Here is a 19232-nt window from a genome sequence, read left to right on the forward strand (position 1 = left end):
GAACCGATGCGAGTAGACCTCGACCGCGCGATGCAGGTCATCGAGATCGCCACAGAGTTCGATTGGGCGTGGACCGTGGACGACCTGCCCGCCTTCGCTGAGCGTGTCGGTTGGCAGTTGGGTGATCTGGGTGTCCTGTCGCCGCCCTTGACTACGAATCTCGATGTCAACCGCGCCAACGCGCGAGTATCCGCCGCGCCCAAGGCAGCCTATGGCCGACCACGAGAGCTTACGATGATCAGTTTCCCGGCCAGTGATATCGTGCTCGACGACCCCGCCGTCAAGCCCGTGTTGTCAGATTTGTTCGACGACTTCGCCCAGCGGGTGTTCGAGCTCGTCGGGCACGAACCGCCCCAATGGTGGCTGCGGGATTCCGACCGTACTGCGCGCTGGGATCTGCCAGCACTCACCCTCAAGATCGCTGTCAGCGACACCTCGCTGCGAGTCAGGTTGATCAGCCCGGCGCAGCAAGCGCGAAACGATGAGTGGGACAGGCGAATTGATCCGGATCTGACTCCTGATCTGGACCCTATTCAATAGTTCGACAGTCATTGAAACCTTCGCTCTCCGTCCGGTAACAGCGACTCGAAACGCGGCATCTACCAGCGTTGTTCATCATTTTACGCCGAGTTGTCACGCACTGGCCGATAGGCTGTAGCCATCGGCGACATCAACGCAACCAACCCTCTTGGTTCGGAGCTCGCTGAGTTCGAAAAAGCTGACGGGAGTGGAACTTCCGTTTCTGCGCTGCATGCGGCACGCCCCCGGAAACCGAGAACACGGTAGAGAGCGGGTTCAGAGCACGCCGCATGTTTGCCCCTGTCGCTCCCGTCTCCCGTAGGTGGTTCGCGGTCGCAGACGCTGTCGCAGCGTAGGGGTCGCGGTGGTCCCACTCCAGGAAAGCCCTTCGAGTCCTGGGGTGGGGCCGCCGCACAGACAGCCCAGTCGTGTCCCGCTCGTCCGGATCGCCATGGACGAGCGGTGTAGAGCGGCGCGGGCGAATCGTTCCGCCCCGGTCACTGCCACGGGCCGGGGTGGAACGTCCAAAGACTCCCGGTGCGGCGCCGGGTTACCAAATCGCCGCGCGCACAACTGAACAGCCTCGGACGGGCGCACACCGGCTGCTCGTCACGCGCCCGTCCGATGGCCACCGTCGCATCACCCGAGCCCGCCCCGCCCGCCAGGACTCCCGTCAATCGGTCCGTACGGTTGCAGCCGGCCGGAAGCCGGGGCGCCACGCGGCTCCACCCGTACCGCGACGCGGATACGGGTGGAGCCGCGTCCTTTCAACCTCCACGTTGCCTGTCGGGCACCGTGACACTCATCCAGGAAGGCACAATTTCGTGATCACCGTTTTGACGTGCCGCGGCACCGGTGAGGTCCTCGGTTCGCCCGCGAACATGCTCACTCATGTCGCGAGCAGACTCGACAGCGCGAAGTATCGAATCGGCCCGGACATCGACTACCCCGCGAGCATCGGGCCGGTCAATCCGCAGAACCGTTGGGAGGGCTGCTCGGAGGCGGAATCCGTCGCCCGAGGTGTCCAAGCGCTGGTAGCTGCGATCCGCGCGACCCCCGATCGGGTCGGACTGCTCGGTTACAGCCTCGGCGCCATCGTCGTCACCGAGTTCTTGGAAGCGAAGGCGCGTGGCGAGTACGCGGACTGTGAAGTCGCGTGGGCGGCGAATATCGCCAATCCGTGGCGCAGACAAGGTGATTCGATCGATGGCGATGCGGTCGGGTTCGGCATCAACGGCGAGCATGGCCGGTGGCCTGACGATATCCCGACCTGGGAGGTCGCGAACCCTGCCGACGGAATCACCTGTTGCCCTGAAGATTCGCCGCTGCGCGGGCTCGCCGACACGCTGTCCGCGTTCAGCTTCGCGGAATTGGGCGGTTGGGGTGTCGCTCTCGCCAGCCGCATCCGAAGCAATCGGTGGCAGCTGAGTCGTCTCGGATGGTGGCAACGTCCCATTCGTAACTGGCGATTGTGGTCGCAGGCCGCCGTGCTGATGGACGGCTACGTCCGCGGTGGCACCCACAATGCCGCCTACCGCACCGACGGCTACTGCGACCGGCTGGCCGAGGTCGTCAATGCACACGATGACGTGCACTAACAATTCACAGCTAATGGATGGTCGTTATGTCTTATGAGGGAATGCGGATCAACTCGGAGGAGGAGAGCCGCCCGGATTCCGGTGACAGCATGCTGTCCGCCGCTCCGGTGGGAACCATCGGATCGTTCCTGCAATGGTCCACTATCGCAAGCGGTTTGGGGCAGGGTGGCGGCAAGACGGTCATGTTGCCGGCCAAACTTGCCGAAGGCGGTGAGCCCGAGGGGCGGCAGGACTACGACGACGGATTTCTCGCGACATCGCGACCAGGTCGGATTTTCGGCTTTCTACAGTGGCCGAGCTGGTACGGCATCTACAAGAGCACCCGTGACCAGGTCGTGCAGGCGGGGGGATCGGCTGCCGCTCAGGCGGGCTTGTCCGCGCTTGTAGGGTCGGTCGCCGGTCCCGCTGGTGCCGCGGCCGCTGCGGCGGTGAGCACGCTGACCTCCTCGGTGCAGAATGTGTTGCAGCAGTTCACCGCTCCATCACAGACGCAGACGGGGAACGCGCTGCCGAAGGCGACTCCGCTGCCACAGATCTTGCCGCTCAACAACGGTGTTTTCGATCAGGAAACGTTCGGTCCCAGCATCGACCGCACCACCACGATCAATGTGATCAAAGGCGTGGCGAGCGCCGTGAAGACCAAAGACCCCCTGCTCGAGCGCATGGAAACCTATCTGTCCCATCTGCGCTGACCGTATTTGTTTCCACGGATTACCCCGTGAACCTGATGATGGAGAAGATCATGCCCACCCCCGATGAATCCCGCGGCCTCGCCGAACGCATCGCGACCGATGTCAATGCGCTGGTTGCCCGACTTGTCAACCTGAAGTCGAATGTCGAGGTACTGCTCAACCTTGCCCAAGGGGTGTCGATGACTGTCGATGCGGCCATCCCCGCACCGGTGCCGGCCACGTCCGGCACGCTCGATGCCGTTGTTTCGATCGGCTCGCCTTCGGAAGCGGCGTGATGGCAACCTATCCCGTGCCAGGGGAGTTCCCCGATTTCGAGCAGTTCATGGTCGATCTGTTCACGCCGATCGCCACCACCGTCACCGCCCTGCCCGCGACATCTGCCGCATTGCAGTCGTCGTTGCCGCTGATCTGGGTACGCACCACCGGCGGAACTCTCGATATCAACGCGGTCACCTATAAGGCGAAGGTGAATGTCGTCGCGTTTGGCGCTACTCGCGGTGCGGCACAGCTGCTTTCGGTGCGCATCCGCGAGGCGCTACTGAATGCGCCGGCAAGCCGTGTCAACGGTGTCCTCGTCGACTACGTCGAAGAGGTCGCGGCCGAGGAACAGAAGTTCCATCCGCCGATCCTGCGGCGAAGCCGCGGTTTGACCGAGGTCCCCGACCTCGATCCGCTCAACCAGATGGTCGAGATCGCCTTCTCGATCGAAGCCCGCCGCCAGTAGGCGGTTCCAAACCCTGTCCCGGATAGGGCTTTTCATCGGCACCGCTCGGTGCCGTTTCCGTTAACCCTGCCCGCATCCCGCGGGTGTTCGAATGGAGACACATGCCTGCCACCAACCTCACCGCGCTCAAGAACGCGCAGCGCTCGCTGCTGCTCAAGCCGCTCGACGCCGCCGTGTTCATCGCACCCTGGTACACCGCCGCGCCGACCGCGTTCACCGATGCCAGCGGCAATCTGCAGTCGCTGCCGACCGCGTACAAGCCGGTCGGCCTGATCGACAAGAAGACCGGTATCGCCTTCTCTCGCGGCATCACCGCCGCGCCGATCGAGGCCTACGGTGAACTGCAGCCGGTGCGCAACGACATCACCAGCGATATCACCACTATCGAGTTCCAGCCGCAGCAGACCACCGCGCTGACCCTGGAGCTTGCTACCAGCGCGAACCTGGCGCAGGTCAAGTCGAACGCCACCTCGGGCGAGGTGTTCTTCCCGCAGCCCGCCTCCGAGCAGATCACCTACTACTCGGCGATCATCATCGGTAAGGACGGCAACGATGCCGAGCCGACCTACGTGTTCAAGGTGCTGCCGAAGGTTGCCGTCTCCAAGTTCGGTGGCGAGCAGTGGAATCCGACCGAGGTGCTCGCGCAGAAGCTCACCATGGTCGCTTTCAAGGACGACACCGCCGGTTACGCCGTCGCGCACGGCTTCGGCGGCCTCGGCTGGAAGAAGATCGTCGGCCAGACCGGTATCGCCCCCGCGGCGTGACGCCGCCCCACGCAGCGCGAAACCTCCCCTGATCACCCAGGTTCCGACCTGGGCGTGGGGCGTGCCATGTGTCTCCGGTCATGGCACGCCCCACACCATTTCCTGTCCGCACCACCGGAGAAGAAAGCGGGTCAACTGTGTCCGCCATCCCCACCGAATTCCCCGTGACGATGACCGACGGCGAGAACGACTACATCGTTTCCAGCGCCACCGAGTACGTCAACGCCGTCTACAAGCTCGGCCACGCGCCGAAGCCCGAAGCCGCCGACGCGGTTTCGCGTCGGCGCGCGGCGAAGTCCAAGTAACACCCCACAACCCGGAGATCACCCATGGCTACCACATCCGAAGCGGCCGCGAAAGCCGAGGTCGGCGGACGTTTTCACGAGCTCCAGCAGGAACTCGCCCCGCGCAGACGCGCTCCTTACCGCCTGACCGACGACATCGCCATCGCGCCCGTGACCCGAGGCCAGCTGCTGGCCCTGCGCCGGACCAACAACGACGACGAGCAGATGGTCATCGTGCTGGGCGACCAGTACGAGGCCGTCGAAGCGCTCTTCGCCGATCGGCCGCTGGATGAGTGGTTGGCCTTCCAGAAGGATCTCTACGCCCATCTGTTCGGCCAGGGCTCCTCGGAGCTGCCGGGGGGATCATCGGGCTCGTAGAGTTCTGGGAACGTTTCGGTGCCGCGCTCGACTACGACTTGCTCGAGCGCGGCATCGACATCCGGGACTGCTTCGGGCCCACCACAATCCGCACGCGCGACTGGCGCACCATCTGGGCCTTCAAAGACAGACTGCCGCACGGCTCGCAATACCGCTCGGCGCTCGCCATGGACCGCGAGCTGGCCGAGCAGATGATCGCGGCCGAGCAGGCACAGGCTCAGCACGAATCATACGAGGAACCCGAAACCACCGGCGGCCCAACGCCGGTCGGCTACACGATCGACACCTACCTGCTGCTGTCGATCATCGACGCACTACAGGGAGTCCAGGCCGCGGTAATCGCTGCCGCCGGCGGCGACCCGCCACGAATGGCGCCCATGCCCCGCCCCGTCACCGCAGCCGACCAGGTCCGTGACGAGTACCGAGACCGGTCGATGCAACAGCTCATCGACCAGTTCACCGCCCCTGACTGGGAGAACTGATGATCTACTCCGCGACATTGCCGGCTCAGAGCGCCGGCGGAGCCGACGTGACGGTGCTGGCAGGCGTTCATTCGCCGAGCTTCTACAGCGGCGACACCGTCACCGACGTCCAACTCGTTGCCCCGCCGGGCTTTTCGACCGTCAATGGCGGCGCCACCAACAACGTCACGGTCTCGGTCCGGCAACTGCGCAACGGCACCCCACTCCAAACCGTGGCAAGTCTGACTGTGACCAGCGGAGTTACCCTCAAAGCCGAAGTGCCGGTGACCATCCCGATCACCCAACAGCCGACGCTGCTCACCGGCGACGTCCTCGACGTTCAGATCCACCAGAACGGAACCGGTCAGGCGATCGGTGCCGGACTACTCGTCTCGATCTTCGTGAGCTGAGCGAATCCACTCTTACGACGAGGCGCAGTTATTGAATTAGGGATGCGCTATATGACTCGGAAGTGGGTCGGCGTTGCCTCGAGCGGTGTTCGGGAAGCAGGGTGAGGCGAGAGCCAGGCCCAGCTCTCCGGTCATAGAAACCATCGCTGTCAGCGTGAAATGGTCTGGTGTCGTGGCGCGGATGAGATCTGTTCTGATGGCTGGTTCGTTGGAAACTTTCCATCCGAGGTTCTGCCAGGAAGACCGGAAAGCGTCGATATATTGCTGCACAGGCGCTTCGGCTCCGGTCACCAGATAGTTTATCCATAGGCCGAGCGGCGCGTTCTGAACAGTGCGATCCGTCGTGCAGGTATCCACGAATCGCGGGTCGATCGCGTGCCCACCCCAACGATCGCTGATGGTGAGTGAAAGCTCGCCGGGTAGCGATTTCAGTGCCTCGGATAGGTGCCGGACAGCAAGTTCTTGCGCGGATCGTTCCGACAAATCCTCGCTCACGGGAAATTCGCTGACATACGTCAGTTCGGGCTTCGATACCCACTGGGTGGTGCTGACGTGTCCGCTGTGATCCTGCGCAGGCTGTGCGCACGACGAGCAGGCGATGACGATTGCCGCGACGGAAGCGGCAACAAGGGGATATCGACGTTTCACTCTGATTCTTGGTTTCTCTCTGTTCGAGTCGTCGCGCGTAGCTCGCTGGTCGCGCGCCGCAACATCCTAGCGTGATGGACGCAGCGACTGTAACTCGGGTATGCCGTCCCATCTGCATCGCATTTCGATGGACGCGAGGCCTGCTCGATTTCATCGGTAAACAATTGAAATGGTAGTGAAATGGGAAATGGTAATAACGTAGATCCAGCCGCTGCGCTCTTCGAATTCCTGAACCGAGCCGGCGATGCTCTTTCTTCTATGATTCCGGGTGCGCAGCGGGGGCCGTCGTTCATTCAGGAGAGCGATCAGCGTACGCGCGATTCGGCGAGAGCGTTCGAACGAGTAACAGGAAGACCGCCGCAGACCTCAGTGGATCTCATGACGGCGGAGGCATTGAATTCGAGAACCTACGATCCGAAATATAAGGGTGCGGAGGCGCAGGTTCGGGTAGCGAGGATCGACCCAGTTCTCGGACAGGGCGTGGTTCGCTCCTCGTTCTTCATCGAGCAGGACGAGGTGTTCAATCCGTCGCCGAATAACCTCGGCTACAACCGTGGTGACGGCCGGACCGCGAACGAGAACTTCGACCCCGAACTGTCTCGGGTCACGATGTTCGTGGACTACGAGAACGGCCTGGTCGTCATGCGGCAGAACCCGTCGATCAAGATTTCCGACGGGAGCGTGAAGGTCGGGACCCCGGAAGCGAACGTGTGGCAGGCCAAGGACGGTACGGTCCGGGTCAACTATGCCGCGCATGATCCATTCGCGTTGTCCCCGGCCAAGACCGTGGGATCCGTCAACGGGAATCTGGTCTTCACTCCAGGTAAGGGGGTCGCCGGCACACCCGGGTCGACTGGTGTCACGGTGAACGGGCGGGTCGGAGACTATCCATCGCTCGAGGTGTATCAGGACGCACCCAACGGGAATCGGCACACGATCCTGATCGATCCGGCGGATTCGGGTTCCGAAGAGTTCGGTCCGATGACCCTCATCGGAAATCACGACATCGGTTCCGGGCTGGATGCGATCGCCCCGTTCCAGGAACGGGGAATTGTGCAGCGCGGTCCGGACAACTTCTCCTATGCGCAGGTCGACAAGCCGTCGGTTGCGCTCGGCACGGTGAACAATCCTCCGAAGGTACCGGTCTACGCCAGCGGTGGTGACGTGCGCGGGCCGGGTTCGTCGATCGGCGACAAGATCCCGGCCTGGTTGTCCGACGGCGAATTCGTGATGAACGCCCGCGCGACGGCGATGAACCGGCCCTTCCTACAGGCGTTGAACGCTGACCCGTCCTTCTTGCAGACGATGCTCGCGCAGCGAGATCGTGCGGCCGAGGCAAAGGCCAACGCCAGCGCTGGTGCGTACGCATCGGCGCCATCGGGTGGTGGGCCCGCGACGGTGAACATCTCCATGTCCGGCTCCGACGACATCATCGGGCGGCTGAAGGTGCTGTCGACGCAATGGGAGCTCATGCACTCCCGGTAAAGGGCGATCAGCCCTCGTTTGTTCGAGATCGCTTGACAGCGAGGTTGTTTCAGATTTCAAAGAGAATTGAGGTGAACTTGTGGCGTCGAATGCCGCGATGATCACGGTGACCGGGGTCGACGGATCGGTGTGGACGATCGCCGGCCAGGGCCGGGGCCGTGAGGGTGTGGAGTTGGCGACGGCTCCGAGTGGTCTGTATGACGCTCCGGTGACGACGATTTGGAACCAGTCGGCGTTTCAGGTCGGGTCGTCGTTCGGTGGGTATCGGACGAACAAACGCGATGTCGTTTTCGCCGTCAATGTTTTCGAGGCGGCGGGCCAGTCGTGGGAGTCCGTGGATTCGGCGTGGCGCAAAGCTTGGGCCTACGACCGGGATTCGATTCTGACGATCACGACCGACTTCGGTACGCGGTCGCTGAGGCTGCGGATGTCGGAGCAGCCGGACTTCAAGCCGGACAAGGATCCGCATCTGAAGTCGATGGGCAAGGTCGTAATGACCTGTGTCGCAGGCAATCCGTGGTGGGTGGAGTCGGATGTGACCGGCACCTGGACCTCGACCATCGACACGACCGGTGCGGGTAAGAGCCAGAGCGGCACGATTACGATCGCCAACCCGACCGATCAGCCGATGTGGTTGAAGTGGGTGTGTTCGGCGCCGGGCAAATGGACGCTGCCGGACTTCTCCTGGGGCGATCCGGAGCGTGACAAGGCGCGCGTGATCACTTTGCCGACGACCACCGCGGGGCAGGATCTGACGGTCGACACCGATCCGATGGAAGAGATGATCGTCGCCGCGAACTCCGCGCAGATCTGGGCGCTGATGAACGGTGCCAGCTTCCTGTACCCGGTGCCGGCGTACACGTCCGCGACACAGGTGCCGGTGACGGTTGCCGGTGCGCCGGCGGGTGCGTCGGTGATGGTGGTGCAGCCGCGTAACTGGTCGCGTCCGTGGGGGCTGCAGTGACGGTGGCAACGGATCTGCCTGCCGTCTACGCGAATGCGCAGGCGGTCAAGGTAGCGCGCAAACAGCAGCGATTCTCCCGGCCGCTCATCCGGCTGTGGGACGGCGACTGGAATCTGCGCGGTGTATGCGGCGCGGAGATCAGCGCCAACTTCCGGTGGGTGCTCAATCAGTCCGGAACCGGTGTGCTGGTCCTGCCCTATGACCACTACCTGGCCAAATGGGCCGTCGATATCAACGGACGTGCCAAGAAGAACGCGCACATCACCGTCGACAAGGATGGTGCACGCTGGGACGGCCGGTTGGAGAAAGCGGTCATCAAGACCGACGAACACGGCTCGACGACGGTCGAGCTGTTGTTCATGCACTCCTACCAGGAACTGAAGCACATCTACTGCTGGTCGAATCCGTTCCTGCCCGCGGCCGTGCAATTTCCACGGGAGTTCATCTTGGCCGGACCCAGTGTCTGGGTGTTGAAGACGGCGCTGCATCTGAATCTGTTGCGCCTGCAGGGATTTGGATGGACGCTGCCTGACGATCCGGTGGATGCCGGTGGATGGGGCAACCTGAACCAGTCCAACTGGTCCGTCGTGGTGAAGCCCGGTGAGTTCGCTTCCGACACGTCGTTGTGGACGATTTTCGGCGCCCGATTCCGGTCCTTCCACGAAGTCGCTTCCGGCACATTGGAAACCGCACAGCTGGCGGTGGTGACACGGCGCTGGCTCAAGGGCGATCCGCCGCCGTGGCCGGGGGCGAAACTGCGCCACGGCTGCCTGGTGGTCGACATCGTCGACAAGTCCGGGTTCTGGTCCGGCACCAGTACCGGCGGCAATATGTGGGACGGTCTGACGCACACCATGCAGGTGCTGGACAACACCCTGCTGGACTACAGCCCGGATGTGCTGCCGGATCCGGATGCGCCTGAGCTGTACAAGAATCCGGGCTGGATGGGCACACTGCCGTCGAACCCGTGGGTGGTGTACCGGCAGAACGATCACACCGGTATCCAGACCTCGTCGTTCGTGGTCAACCCGTCCTCGGCGACGCGGGTGCTCACCGGCGGTCACTCTATGCCGGGCGTGAACGAGGCGATCTCCTCGGCGATTCAGTTCGTGGGAATGGTCGCCGCAGGCGCTCTCGGTGAGATCCCGTTCGTCGGCCCGATCGCGGCCGGTGTCGCCAATGGTACGACCGCGGTGGTGGACACCATCGCGATGGCGTTGCTGTCCGACACGTTGCTGGCGTGGATGGAGTTCCAATCGCCTCAGCGCGAACAGAATGCGGGCTGGTCGCACTATTTCGAGCATTTCGAGACCAGCGCTTCGCGTGCCTACACGCTCGGCTCGCTGCTGAGTCTCGGTGAGGGCCTGTGGAAGACGCGTCAGCACTTCACCCACAAGTTCACCGTCGCCAACGGCGAACCGTACATGATCGGTGACCAGGGCTACGGCCACTTCTTCCTCGGCGACCGGGTCGGTTCCACCGTCAAGGGCATGCCCGAGGGATCGATCTACGTCGATCAGGTCACCGAGCTCGAGCTCGCCTGGTCGCGCACCGCCAGCCCGGCCTGGCAGGTCACCGTCGGTTCCGATCGTGACCACGGTATGCCGTTCGCCAAGTCCATGCGTGTGATCGCCGACATCGCCGACGCAATTCAGGCGCTTGCGGTGCAGATGTAATCGCCGCCCCGACACTCTCTTTCGTATTTCCGGAGACAAACTATGGCTATTCCCTTGCATGAGGACTGCGACCCTAACGACCCGTATCAGGCGTTCGTGTGGGCGCTGGTCGGTCTACCCGGTCCGCACAACTCGCCACTGCTGGTACACCCCGATGTGCTGCGGCAGTGGTCGAAACACCTGTGGGACTTGGGGTTCCGTCACGATGAGGAACAGCAGACCAAGGAGTATCACCCGCCGGCGCGCGGTGTCGACCACTGGCTCAACGGTGCCGGACAGTGGGCACAGAAGGGGGCGCCGCGCCCGGCGGAGTCCTTCGCGCCTGACGTCACCGAGCTCACCCCGGACGAGCGCGCGCACCTGGTGCAGCAGCTGCGAGAGTCCGGTGACCTGAAGCACCTGGTGGATCCGAGCGAACTCGAGCTCAATCAGGCACAGATCGGTACCGCCGCGGACGTTTCCGTCGGGGAGCGCGAATGACCAGTCCCGACAAGAAGATTCCCCCCGGCGCCTATAGCGGCGGATCGATTCGCAACCTGCAGAAGGTTACCTGGGAATCGGCGCAGGCATCGGTCATGTCCAGCGTGATGGGTTCGTTCGCCGGTCTGGATGCCGTCGGCACCAACCTGAACACGGCGACCAATCGTGCCAGGGAAGCGGCGAATTCGGCGCAGGCCGGTGCCGCGCAGGCGCAATCCACCGCGAAGGCGGTGCAGAGCACGTCGGCGTCCAACGCGTCGGAGATCGCCAAGCTGAAGTCTGAGCAGACGCAGAACGAGGTCGGTGGGGCGGCGGTCTCCGACCGGTTCGATTCGTGGGACACCACGAAATGGACCGTCGCCAAGTGGGCCGAGGGCAGCAACGCCGTCCCCGACATCGTTGTGGCCGACGGTCAGGCGGGCATCACCAAGAGCGGGAACACCGGCACGGGTGGCGATTTCGCGCTGTACAAGACCCCGCTGATGACCGACTCGCAGACCGTGTCGATAGTGCTGGGGCGTCCCAACCAGGCGAGTCAGTTCACCGGCAGCGGTCTGCTGCTCCGTGCGGCCATCGACCTTTCGAGTTTCGCCCTGGCGCAGATCGGTACGACCAAGATCACCCTGCAACGTGCGACGTTGATTGCCGGGAAGCTCGAGGTCACAACGTGGGCCGAAGCATCGAGCCTGACATTGAGCACGGGGGACACTGTGTCGGTCTCCGCGGCTGGAGACAAGTACGAGGTACTGGTCAACGGCATCGTCGTCCTCGTGTACCGGGATACGGCTGTCAGCACCCCGGTGGGTGCGAACAACCGGTGGGTCGGATTCTTCACCGCATGCGCCATCACCACCGGCTGGGCCGGCGCGACCTATTTCGGCTTCGACGTCGAATCCCTTGCCGCAGCGGACACATCGTCACCGCCACTGGTCGGAACAGGCTGGTCCCTGTGTCGGCAGAGCGCGACCACGGTCGCTCATGCCGCGGGCAAGAACCGATTCGGCGCGGTCTTCGACACCGTGCGCCAGATGACGAACGTCAACGTCGTCGATCTCCCTTCCGGCAGTGTCCAGATCACCAAGCCGGGCTGGTACGTGATGAACGTGGGTGCTCAATGGTCGAAACCCTGTGGCACGGGCTATACCTACAGCGTCGGTTTGTGGACAGCGCCGAACCCCGAAGGGGATTGGCGGCTCATCCGTGCCAGTGGTGACGTCGAAGGTTCCAAGATCTACCGCGTCTCCGGAGGGTTCGTCGTCTTCGCCGGTGCCGGAAGTGTCTGGGCGCCAGGCTATAACGTCGCCGGAGCCAACGACATGTACGGCGACCCGTCGGGTATCAACACCTATTTCGACGGCAGTCTGTGCTCATTCGCCTGATGCCGTCGGCCACCAACAAGGAATTTGTCATGACTCTATTCGGTGTGCACCGAACCGGTTTCGGCCGGAAAGTCCGCGGTGCGGACTCGAAGGCGGCGGCGTGAGTGCCGGGGCGTTCGTGGGACGCAACGCCAAAACGGTGGTGTCGCTGATCGGCGGCGTCATCAGCGTGCTCGCGACCGCCACCGCACTACTGCAATACGCGCCGGCGCATGTGGCGGGCGTGGGTACGGCTCTGTTCACCATTCTCGAAGTGCTGCGCACCGCCAACGTGTGGATCGTACGTAACGAAACCCTGATCGAAGCCGCCGCCGACGCGGTCGAGGACCTCGCTGAATCCCTCACCGCGGCCGTCGAACATCCAGATGGCAACCGCATCCCTGGAGCCGGTTGATGGCGGTGCTGGAAACAACCGTCGCAGGCGTCGCCACCTTCCTGGGCGGCTCCGGAGCCGCCGGTTTCTTCACCTGGCTGCGCGCTCGCAAACGGCTCCCGGCAGAAACCATGCGCTTGGAGGTGTCGGCGGCCAAGCAGGTCAACGACATTGCCCTGGCGACGCTGTCGCGGGTGGCGGACGAGTTGCGGGTCGTCACCCTGCGTCTGGATGCCGTCGAAGTCGCGCAGGAGGCATCCATCCAGGAGCTCGATCGCGTCACCGGTCTGTTCCGTGAGGCGCTCGGGGTGCTGCGCAACGTGATCGAGGCGGCCCAGCACGGCCGCCTTCCGGAACTGAACCTGTCCAGAGAACTGATGGACGAGGTCGAACACAGCAGAGGAACCCTATGACCACATTCAACGATCCCGGCTACCTGGGCTACCAGCCCACCCTGCAACCGCTGAAACTGACCACCGGCGCCAGCTTCGTGCAAACCATCCAGCCCTCCGACGGTGCCGTATTTCCCACCGGCACAAAGGTTTCCATCGTGGTGACCAAACCCGGCGGCGAATCGCTCGGCACCTGGCCCGCGACAGTCACCAATTCCGCCGCGGTCTGGTCGGTGGCCTCCGTCACGTGTGACGAGGTCCCGGCGAACTCGCGCTACACCATGCTGGTCACCTACCCGACCAGTCCGGTGACCACCTACGCCTGGTACGCGGGCTCGGTCATCCGCACCTAGCTCCGCCGTCAGATGGCTACTCCAAGTTCTAGTGAGTAGCTGAATCACCCTTCCCCGCAACAATTCTCAAGGAGTGCTCTCATGGCTATCGCCGTCACCTCGACCAAGAACGCGCTGTGCGCCGCCTACGCCAACATCGCCTCGACCGTCTACATCTCCGTTCACACCGCGGACCCGGGCACCAACGGTGCCAACGAGGCCACCGGCGGCTCGCCCGCCTATGCCCGGAAGGTCACCACCTGGTCGGCCCCGGCCAACGGCCAGATCAGCGGCAGCCAGGTAACCATCGACCTACCGGCAGGCACCTACACCCATGCCGCACTCTGGAGCGCGGCCACCGGCGGCACTTTCATCGACAAGGTCGCCATCTCGCCCACCACCCTGGGCGCCCAGGGCACCCTGCTGATCACGCCCACCTTCAGCATGAGCTGACCAGCTCCCTGACCTCGACAATGATTGGCTCACAACCGGATCGGAGGCTGTCATGACAGCATCTGGGCAGGTGTTCACCGCGACACCGCCGACGCCGCCCACGGCGCTTCCCGCGCTCCCGGTGGCGCCGGTCATCGCGGTCGAAATCCCGGGGCCGACTCGCGCGTTCATCGACGGCACCCGGATCCCGGTGGTCCCCCCGTTCATCTATGCCGCATTCACCGCGTCCGCGGCCAACACCCCAACCGTGAAACCGTCGACCAGGTTGACGGCCGCGACCAGCGGATCCGGGTTGCTCACTACCGTCGCATCCGCGTCGACCCAGTCGACCGCACCGATGCTCGTCAACGAGGGAACTACCACAGCCCGAGTGCGTGTCGGTTCCGGCGGTGTGGTCGTCGCCGCCTCGTTCGGCAGCGATAGCCGTGTGGTCGCCGGTGACGCATCGTTCGCCGGTGTTGCGGCAATGTCGGCGGCGGTTGTTCCGGCATTGTCCGCATCCGCGGCGTTCGGCACCACCGGCGTATCGGCGAGCACGCGTTTCGGTCCGATCCCGATGGCAGGTTCCGGCACAGGCACACTCTCGGCGAGTGTCCCGCCCCCGTTCCGTCCATCTGGAATGACCAAGAACGGCGACCAGCAGCTCACCGGCAATTGGCTGAACATCACCGGCTGGATCGCCGAAACCGCAAGCCTGCCAGGCTCAGTGGTCACCAGCGACGGTCTCGTCGCCCAGGGCACCACGTTGAAGGCCTTGGTGAGCGCGACGGTGCCGTACGTGATCGCCAACGGCTTCGGCGCTCCCCGCCAGGCGGTGCGGATATTGGTCAACGGTGCGGTAGTCGCCACGGGTCAGGAGGCCACCGGCTGGTCGGGCACCATGACCGCCACCGCCACTGTCCGTGTCGACTCGGGTGACCGCGTCACTGTTCAAGGCTGGTCCACGCACGGCGCCGCGGTCCGCGGCGGCACCAGTACCCGAGTGCGAATCGAACGCGCCCCGGCTTAGCGTCGCACGCAATCAGAAACAGGCGGACTGCCCTCGCTGAATCTACGTCGGATTCAGCGGGGCTTTCTGTTTGAGAGTAGCGCTGGTCATTTCGTGGTGAGCGGCTGAAGCAGCTGGGTGCGGGCAAGGTTAGCTGAGGGCCATCTCGGAGTGCATTCTAGAGTTCCCAGGGTGGCAGATTTGCGTATATTTGTGAAACGGTAAGGTGCTGCCGCGGCTGGACAAATGCCATTTACGCTCACTATTACCGAAAGTCTGGAAAACCTTGAGCGTGGTTCTAATAGGATCCGCGCGGACGCCATAGATAAATGATCGGCCGCCATCGATTAGTCGAGACTGTTGCCGACGTTGCGGTCAGCGCGGGTAAATCTGAGGGCGCAGCGGCTGACCATTGATAGTCGGCCGATTGTTTTCCTTTCATTCACAGTGCGGCATGCCCATGAATGTGTACATACGAATGCTTCTTCCGATCATGCGAGAACTGTTCGTTCGGCCTGGCGTGTGTGCGCTGTTCGATACAGCAAGCGAGTCTCAATGGGATTTTGGAATAAAGTCAAGAACGCCACAGGGAAGGCTGCTGATTGGGTTGGAGACAAGGTCAGTGCTGGCGCGAGTGCCGCCGCCGACATCGTGGTCGCGCCTTTTGAGAACCTGGGCGACACCTTCGATCAAGCCTCGTCGGTACGCGCCGGCAGCAACGGAATTGGTCCTACCGCAGATACCAAAGGATCTCAAACCCGCACCGCTGTCAGCGACGCCGCCGTAGCGACCGGTTCTTGGGCATCGGACGTAGCCGCGGGAATGAATCCCTATCCGGGTCTCAGTGCGGCAGTTAATCCGACCAATCCTGCGGCCGTCGAGGCCGCGACCGAGAACTCCGACCGTTTCGGCCACGCCCTGGGCACCGTCGGCGAACCCGTATTGGAAACGGCTGAACACGCCGGAAAGTCCGCAGTGGTCCTCGGCGACGAGGCATTCGACGCCCTCCATTTCGACGACATCCTGGAGTGCCTTTACACCCGCCCCGGGCCCGACGGCACGTTGCATACCCCGGACTTGAACACCCGGCCCGACCACACACCACTCGAAATCGGAATGGCCGCAGTCGAGATCGCGTCCTACGCGTTCCCCGCTGCCACTGCGGCCGAGCGCCTCGCTGCCACCACTGCTGGCCGCCGCGCCATAGCCGACGCCCTCGCCAACGGTGCCACCTCCGAACAAGCCGTTATCGCAGGTCAACGGGCGACCCGTGACTATCTTGCACCGCCACGCAGTTTCGCCGAGCTTGAGGCCCCAGGTACGAGCGGTCCCAGCGAACTCCCACTGGGTACCAACCCGAAGCCCGTGCAACCTGGAGCGGTTGCAGCTGCGGACGGAAAACCCGCGCTTGCCCCGGACGAGGCCGTTCAAACCAACCTCGGTGCCGGAACACCACGGTCTGCGAGCGTTGGATCACCAGAGGTTCCGCCCAGAGATCCAAGGTACGACGACTGGATTGCGCAAGCTGATGCCGGACTGGTCAAGGCTGGGATCAATCCCTCCGACGTGTACGGTGACCTTCCAGCCACCGATCGGTGGCGTATGGAGCTCGCCAAGCAGATGGGAACGAACAGGTTCAGTGACAAACTTCCTGGCATGGACATACGTGCCTATCAGTTCGCATTCAACAATGGCGGTAAAGGAAATGCCGCGAATTTCAAGAACCTGTACGAATATTATAAGGCTCGATTCGATCTCGCGGCAAAGGAAGTAGACCCCTCAGTCCCGAAGAGGCAGCGCCCGCAGATTGCGGCTTCGGAGATGGATGACGCTGTTGTAGCAGCAGAGTTGGCTAGTGATCTCGAATTCGTCCGAAGTAGCCCGAGGGGAGTTATCGAACTTGACCCTGCGTTGGTGCCATTGGGGAGTCAGCGATCGGATCTAGCAAATGCGATTCAAGCGGCCGATAATCTGGGGTTTGGAAATCCTAACTCTGTGGTTATGCACACATATAAGCATCCGGAGGTTATTGAGCTCGGCGGGAGTGGTAAAATTGATGTGGCGGAGTATATTGATGGAGCTGCTAGAACCGTGCGGGAAGGTGCGCTGGTTGACGTAGCAAAAGCGGATAATGGCTCGCTGAGCTTCATTTATCACAGAAATATCCTGACTCCCACCGGCGATACCAAAACTGTCGAGGCCATTGTCATAGTCAGCACCGATGGTAAGGCGCGGATTGCAAGTTACGGGTCTCCGAAGGCTGTTAAGAACCCCATACCGGGAAGTAGGTGGAGATGGAATGATGAGACTCCGCCGGAACTGGCAGAAGATATAGGTCAGTCTACCACTTCTGGAGTTGGCGGGCCTGCTGGCGGGGGTGTTACGGAAGCCCCTCGCTTGGGGCTTCCTTGGCTCGAGGGTCTAGGAAGTTTGCGAGGGCGAGAGATTCCGAACGGTCAAGAGAATGTCGGCTTAGCTGATATGCATTGGTCGAATGGTCTCATCGAATCCATCACATCTGGCTTGGATGCACTTCTGGCTCCGATGGTCCCTGTGGGGCAGGAAACGGAAATGCCTGTTGCTGAAACCTCGCGGCGTAATCAGTCGATGACGGTGAACATTATTTCCCCAATCTTGGCTGGATTTGGTATTGATTCGCAGGAAATTGCAGCTACATTCGGCGCAGGGGTGCACATCAAGTAGTCAGTAGAGTGCGTTATAATACGATTAGTTTCTGCGGGTATCTACCGATTTGCTGGAACTGCTGATTTGAAAGGTCGTGCAGAAGTGCATACACAAGACACTCCCGTTTCCGTGCAGCAATCCATGGTGGAAACTATTTCCAAACTGAAGAAATCGCTAAAATTCGCTGACGCACGTGCTGTCGGTGATGTTCTGTTCGCTGAAGCGATGGAAGATCTTCTTATTGTACACATTGGATTAGCTCGTGAACAAGCGTCGGTGAACGAAGAGGATCTCAATATCTTCCGTACAGAGGTTTCATCACTTGTGCGAGCCAACAATCAGGGATGGTTTTCCTACGTTTACGACTCGTTGAATCGGGCAATCAATTCGGAACTCAACGGATGGAAAGATCCATGTATGCGGCGCTCAGTAATCCAGTTCTTGTCTGATTGCTATCCGGATGTCGTCGATGGTGAGGATCGGGAATACGTAGACGAGATGGATGATTGGCTTCGCGAGCGCGCACCACGTATCAGGCCGGCGCCCCCTCGTACGATTCCCCACGGAATCCCAGAAAGTCATTGGTGGTGGCGCCTGCCTTCCGGGGGCCCGGAGATCCCGTCTGACGATTCTTGGGAAAGCTGAGATGGCTAGCATGACTTTCCTTCGCCAGACTTGCTTGCTGAGCTGAACGGAGCGTCGGTCCTCACGTGTATCGTGAAAGCCTATGACAGGCCCGAGGGCCGCACCCACCTGCCGAAGCCGGCGACGCCGATTATTTGCCTGGCGATGGGGTGTCTTATCCTCACAGACTGGGCGCGCTTGCCGGAGCGATGATCGACAGCTGTGGATGGTCAGGAGGGAGTGTCTCCCGGATGATGTGAAAGACAGTGAGTTTCGATCGCGCTTGTCGCGTCAATGTTGGGCTACGGGAGCCGAATGTTGCTTTCGAGAAAGAGGATTGGGCTGTGGGCGTGGATCGAGGCAGATTGCTTGTGATCGCCGAACATGTGGCCCCCGGTGTGCCGGCGATCGCGGCGGCGGTTCGGTCCGCACCGGACGACAAATCGGCGATGACCGAGCTTGCCTGGGGGCTTCGTGGTGCCGGGTTGGCGGCTTACATCGACTGGGCGGAAGATCCGGAAGATGTTCAAGAGGCGTTGAATTCGTTACGGTCACGGCCAGGAGCGATGTCCTGGGACTGGTGGGACGACGAGGACTGCGAGGACTGTGACGAAGCCGAAGTCATCGAGCGATTTTTGGGCCTTGCCGGTGATCATAGCCGTCGGTACGGGGCGATCCTGTTCGAGATCGAGCAGGGTGGCGATGGCTACCTGGTTGGTTTCATGGAAGAGGGCTCGGTCGGCATGCTGGTCGACAACCGCTCGCTCCGGGTGGTTGCTACGGGTTGGCAAAACCGAGCCTGAAGGCCCGCCTGCTGAGCGCTTCGCCACGAGAGCTTGGAGAGTTGCTCGCCCAAATCCGCGCGATGTAACCGACCATCGTGTCGTCGCACACAATTCCGCTGCGTGTGTATAGCCGGGATT

Annotated in this window: 24 protein-coding genes; 23 read left to right on the forward strand and 1 reads right to left on the reverse strand. The window is 62.3% G+C overall.

Going from position 1 to position 19232, the window contains the following annotated elements:
• The first annotated feature begins 6 nt into the window (after positions 1–6).
• The 10 genes from ACIG5A_RS28470 to ACIG5A_RS28515 all read left to right on the forward strand — a co-directional run bounded on the left by ACIG5A_RS28470 (position 7) and on the right by ACIG5A_RS28515 (position 5830).
• Positions 7–540 carry a DUF6301 family protein gene (locus ACIG5A_RS28470; protein ID WP_397245388.1) on the forward strand — a complete coding sequence of 178 codons (534 nt, stop codon included), beginning with the start codon at positions 7–9 and terminating at the stop codon, positions 538–540.
• Between the two features lie 803 nt (positions 541–1343).
• The gene (locus tag ACIG5A_RS28475; protein WP_397245390.1) at positions 1344–2117 is read left to right on the forward strand and encodes a PE-PPE domain-containing protein; all 774 of its coding nucleotides are present in this window, start codon (positions 1344–1346) and stop codon (positions 2115–2117) included.
• A 41-nt stretch (positions 2118–2158) separates the two neighbouring features.
• Complete coding sequence (locus tag ACIG5A_RS28480) at positions 2159–2809, forward strand: hypothetical protein (protein ID WP_397245392.1); 651 nt, start codon at positions 2159–2161, stop codon at positions 2807–2809.
• Positions 2810–2835: 26 nt separating this feature from the next.
• Positions 2836–3084 (forward strand): hypothetical protein, encoded by a 249-nt coding sequence (locus tag ACIG5A_RS28485; protein ID WP_397245394.1) that lies wholly within the window; start codon positions 2836–2838, stop codon positions 3082–3084.
• Positions 3084–3533 carry a hypothetical protein gene (locus ACIG5A_RS28490; protein ID WP_397245396.1) on the forward strand — a complete coding sequence of 150 codons (450 nt, stop codon included), beginning with the start codon at positions 3084–3086 and terminating at the stop codon, positions 3531–3533. Before ACIG5A_RS28485 ends, ACIG5A_RS28490 begins: the two co-directional genes overlap by 1 nt.
• Positions 3534–3634: 101 nt before the next feature.
• On the forward strand, positions 3635–4297 hold the full coding sequence (locus tag ACIG5A_RS28495; protein ID WP_397245398.1) for a hypothetical protein: 663 nt from the start codon (positions 3635–3637) through the stop codon (positions 4295–4297).
• Positions 4298–4461: 164 nt separating this feature from the next.
• Entirely contained in the window at positions 4462–4602 is a 141-nt protein-coding gene (locus ACIG5A_RS28500; RefSeq protein ID WP_397245400.1) for a hypothetical protein, read from the forward strand.
• A gap of 24 nt (positions 4603–4626) precedes the next feature.
• Complete coding sequence (locus tag ACIG5A_RS28505) at positions 4627–4959, forward strand: hypothetical protein (protein WP_397245402.1); 333 nt, start codon at positions 4627–4629, stop codon at positions 4957–4959.
• Positions 4960–4997: 38 nt separating this feature from the next.
• A complete protein-coding gene (locus tag ACIG5A_RS28510; RefSeq protein ID WP_397245404.1) occupies positions 4998–5441 on the forward strand; it encodes a hypothetical protein in 444 nt (147 codons plus the stop codon).
• Positions 5441–5830, forward strand: coding sequence for a hypothetical protein (locus ACIG5A_RS28515; protein WP_397245406.1), 390 nt, complete (start codon positions 5441–5443; stop codon positions 5828–5830). The genes ACIG5A_RS28510 and ACIG5A_RS28515 overlap by 1 nt, the downstream gene beginning before the upstream one ends.
• A 36-nt stretch (positions 5831–5866) precedes the next feature.
• Here the strand turns inward: ACIG5A_RS28515 and ACIG5A_RS28520 are convergent, their stop codons facing one another.
• Entirely contained in the window at positions 5867–6478 is a 612-nt protein-coding gene (locus tag ACIG5A_RS28520; protein ID WP_397245408.1) for a hypothetical protein, read from the reverse strand.
• Between the two features lie 480 nt (positions 6479–6958).
• On the opposite strand from ACIG5A_RS28520, the gene ACIG5A_RS28525 reads away from it, so the two are divergent.
• From ACIG5A_RS28525 to ACIG5A_RS28585, 13 genes are all read left to right on the forward strand, one after another.
• The gene (locus ACIG5A_RS28525; protein WP_397245411.1) at positions 6959–7963 is read left to right on the forward strand and encodes a hypothetical protein; all 1005 of its coding nucleotides are present in this window, start codon (positions 6959–6961) and stop codon (positions 7961–7963) included.
• Positions 7964–8042: 79 nt separating this feature from the next.
• Positions 8043–8927, forward strand: coding sequence for a phage tail protein (locus tag ACIG5A_RS28530; RefSeq protein ID WP_397245413.1), 885 nt, complete (start codon positions 8043–8045; stop codon positions 8925–8927).
• Positions 8924–10603 (forward strand): phage tail protein, encoded by a 1680-nt coding sequence (locus tag ACIG5A_RS28535; RefSeq protein WP_397245415.1) that lies wholly within the window; start codon positions 8924–8926, stop codon positions 10601–10603. The genes ACIG5A_RS28530 and ACIG5A_RS28535 overlap by 4 nt, the downstream gene beginning before the upstream one ends.
• Positions 10604–10645: 42 nt before the next feature.
• Positions 10646–11083: a DUF2744 domain-containing protein gene (locus ACIG5A_RS28540; protein WP_397245417.1), complete on the forward strand. Its 438-nt coding sequence runs from the start codon at positions 10646–10648 to the stop codon at positions 11081–11083.
• Positions 11080–12462 carry a hypothetical protein gene (locus ACIG5A_RS28545; RefSeq protein WP_397245419.1) on the forward strand — a complete coding sequence of 461 codons (1383 nt, stop codon included), beginning with the start codon at positions 11080–11082 and terminating at the stop codon, positions 12460–12462. The genes ACIG5A_RS28540 and ACIG5A_RS28545 overlap by 4 nt, the downstream gene beginning before the upstream one ends.
• A 100-nt stretch (positions 12463–12562) precedes the next feature.
• Entirely contained in the window at positions 12563–12856 is a 294-nt protein-coding gene (locus ACIG5A_RS28550; protein WP_397245421.1) for a hypothetical protein, read from the forward strand.
• Positions 12856–13248, forward strand: coding sequence for a hypothetical protein (locus ACIG5A_RS28555; protein ID WP_397245423.1), 393 nt, complete (start codon positions 12856–12858; stop codon positions 13246–13248). Before ACIG5A_RS28550 ends, ACIG5A_RS28555 begins: the two co-directional genes overlap by 1 nt.
• Positions 13245–13580 carry a hypothetical protein gene (locus ACIG5A_RS28560; protein WP_397245426.1) on the forward strand — a complete coding sequence of 112 codons (336 nt, stop codon included), beginning with the start codon at positions 13245–13247 and terminating at the stop codon, positions 13578–13580. The genes ACIG5A_RS28555 and ACIG5A_RS28560 overlap by 4 nt, the downstream gene beginning before the upstream one ends.
• 81 nt (positions 13581–13661) lie before the next feature.
• Complete coding sequence (locus ACIG5A_RS28565; RefSeq protein WP_397245428.1) at positions 13662–14012, forward strand: hypothetical protein; 351 nt, start codon at positions 13662–13664, stop codon at positions 14010–14012.
• A 52-nt stretch (positions 14013–14064) separates the two neighbouring features.
• Positions 14065–15021 carry a hypothetical protein gene (locus ACIG5A_RS28570; RefSeq protein WP_397245430.1) on the forward strand — a complete coding sequence of 319 codons (957 nt, stop codon included), beginning with the start codon at positions 14065–14067 and terminating at the stop codon, positions 15019–15021.
• A 534-nt stretch (positions 15022–15555) separates the two neighbouring features.
• Positions 15556–17703, forward strand: a complete 2148-nt coding sequence (locus tag ACIG5A_RS28575; RefSeq protein ID WP_397245432.1) for a hypothetical protein — start codon at positions 15556–15558, stop codon at positions 17701–17703.
• An 84-nt stretch (positions 17704–17787) separates the two neighbouring features.
• Positions 17788–18330, forward strand: coding sequence for a hypothetical protein (locus ACIG5A_RS28580; protein WP_397245434.1), 543 nt, complete (start codon positions 17788–17790; stop codon positions 18328–18330).
• A gap of 245 nt (positions 18331–18575) precedes the next feature.
• Positions 18576–19112 carry a hypothetical protein gene (locus tag ACIG5A_RS28585; protein ID WP_397245436.1) on the forward strand — a complete coding sequence of 179 codons (537 nt, stop codon included), beginning with the start codon at positions 18576–18578 and terminating at the stop codon, positions 19110–19112.
• The last annotated feature ends 120 nt before the right edge of the window (positions 19113–19232 follow it).

The organism is Nocardia sp. NPDC052566, assembly GCF_044547285.1.
Taxonomy (GTDB): Bacteria; Actinomycetota; Actinomycetes; order Mycobacteriales; family Mycobacteriaceae; genus Nocardia.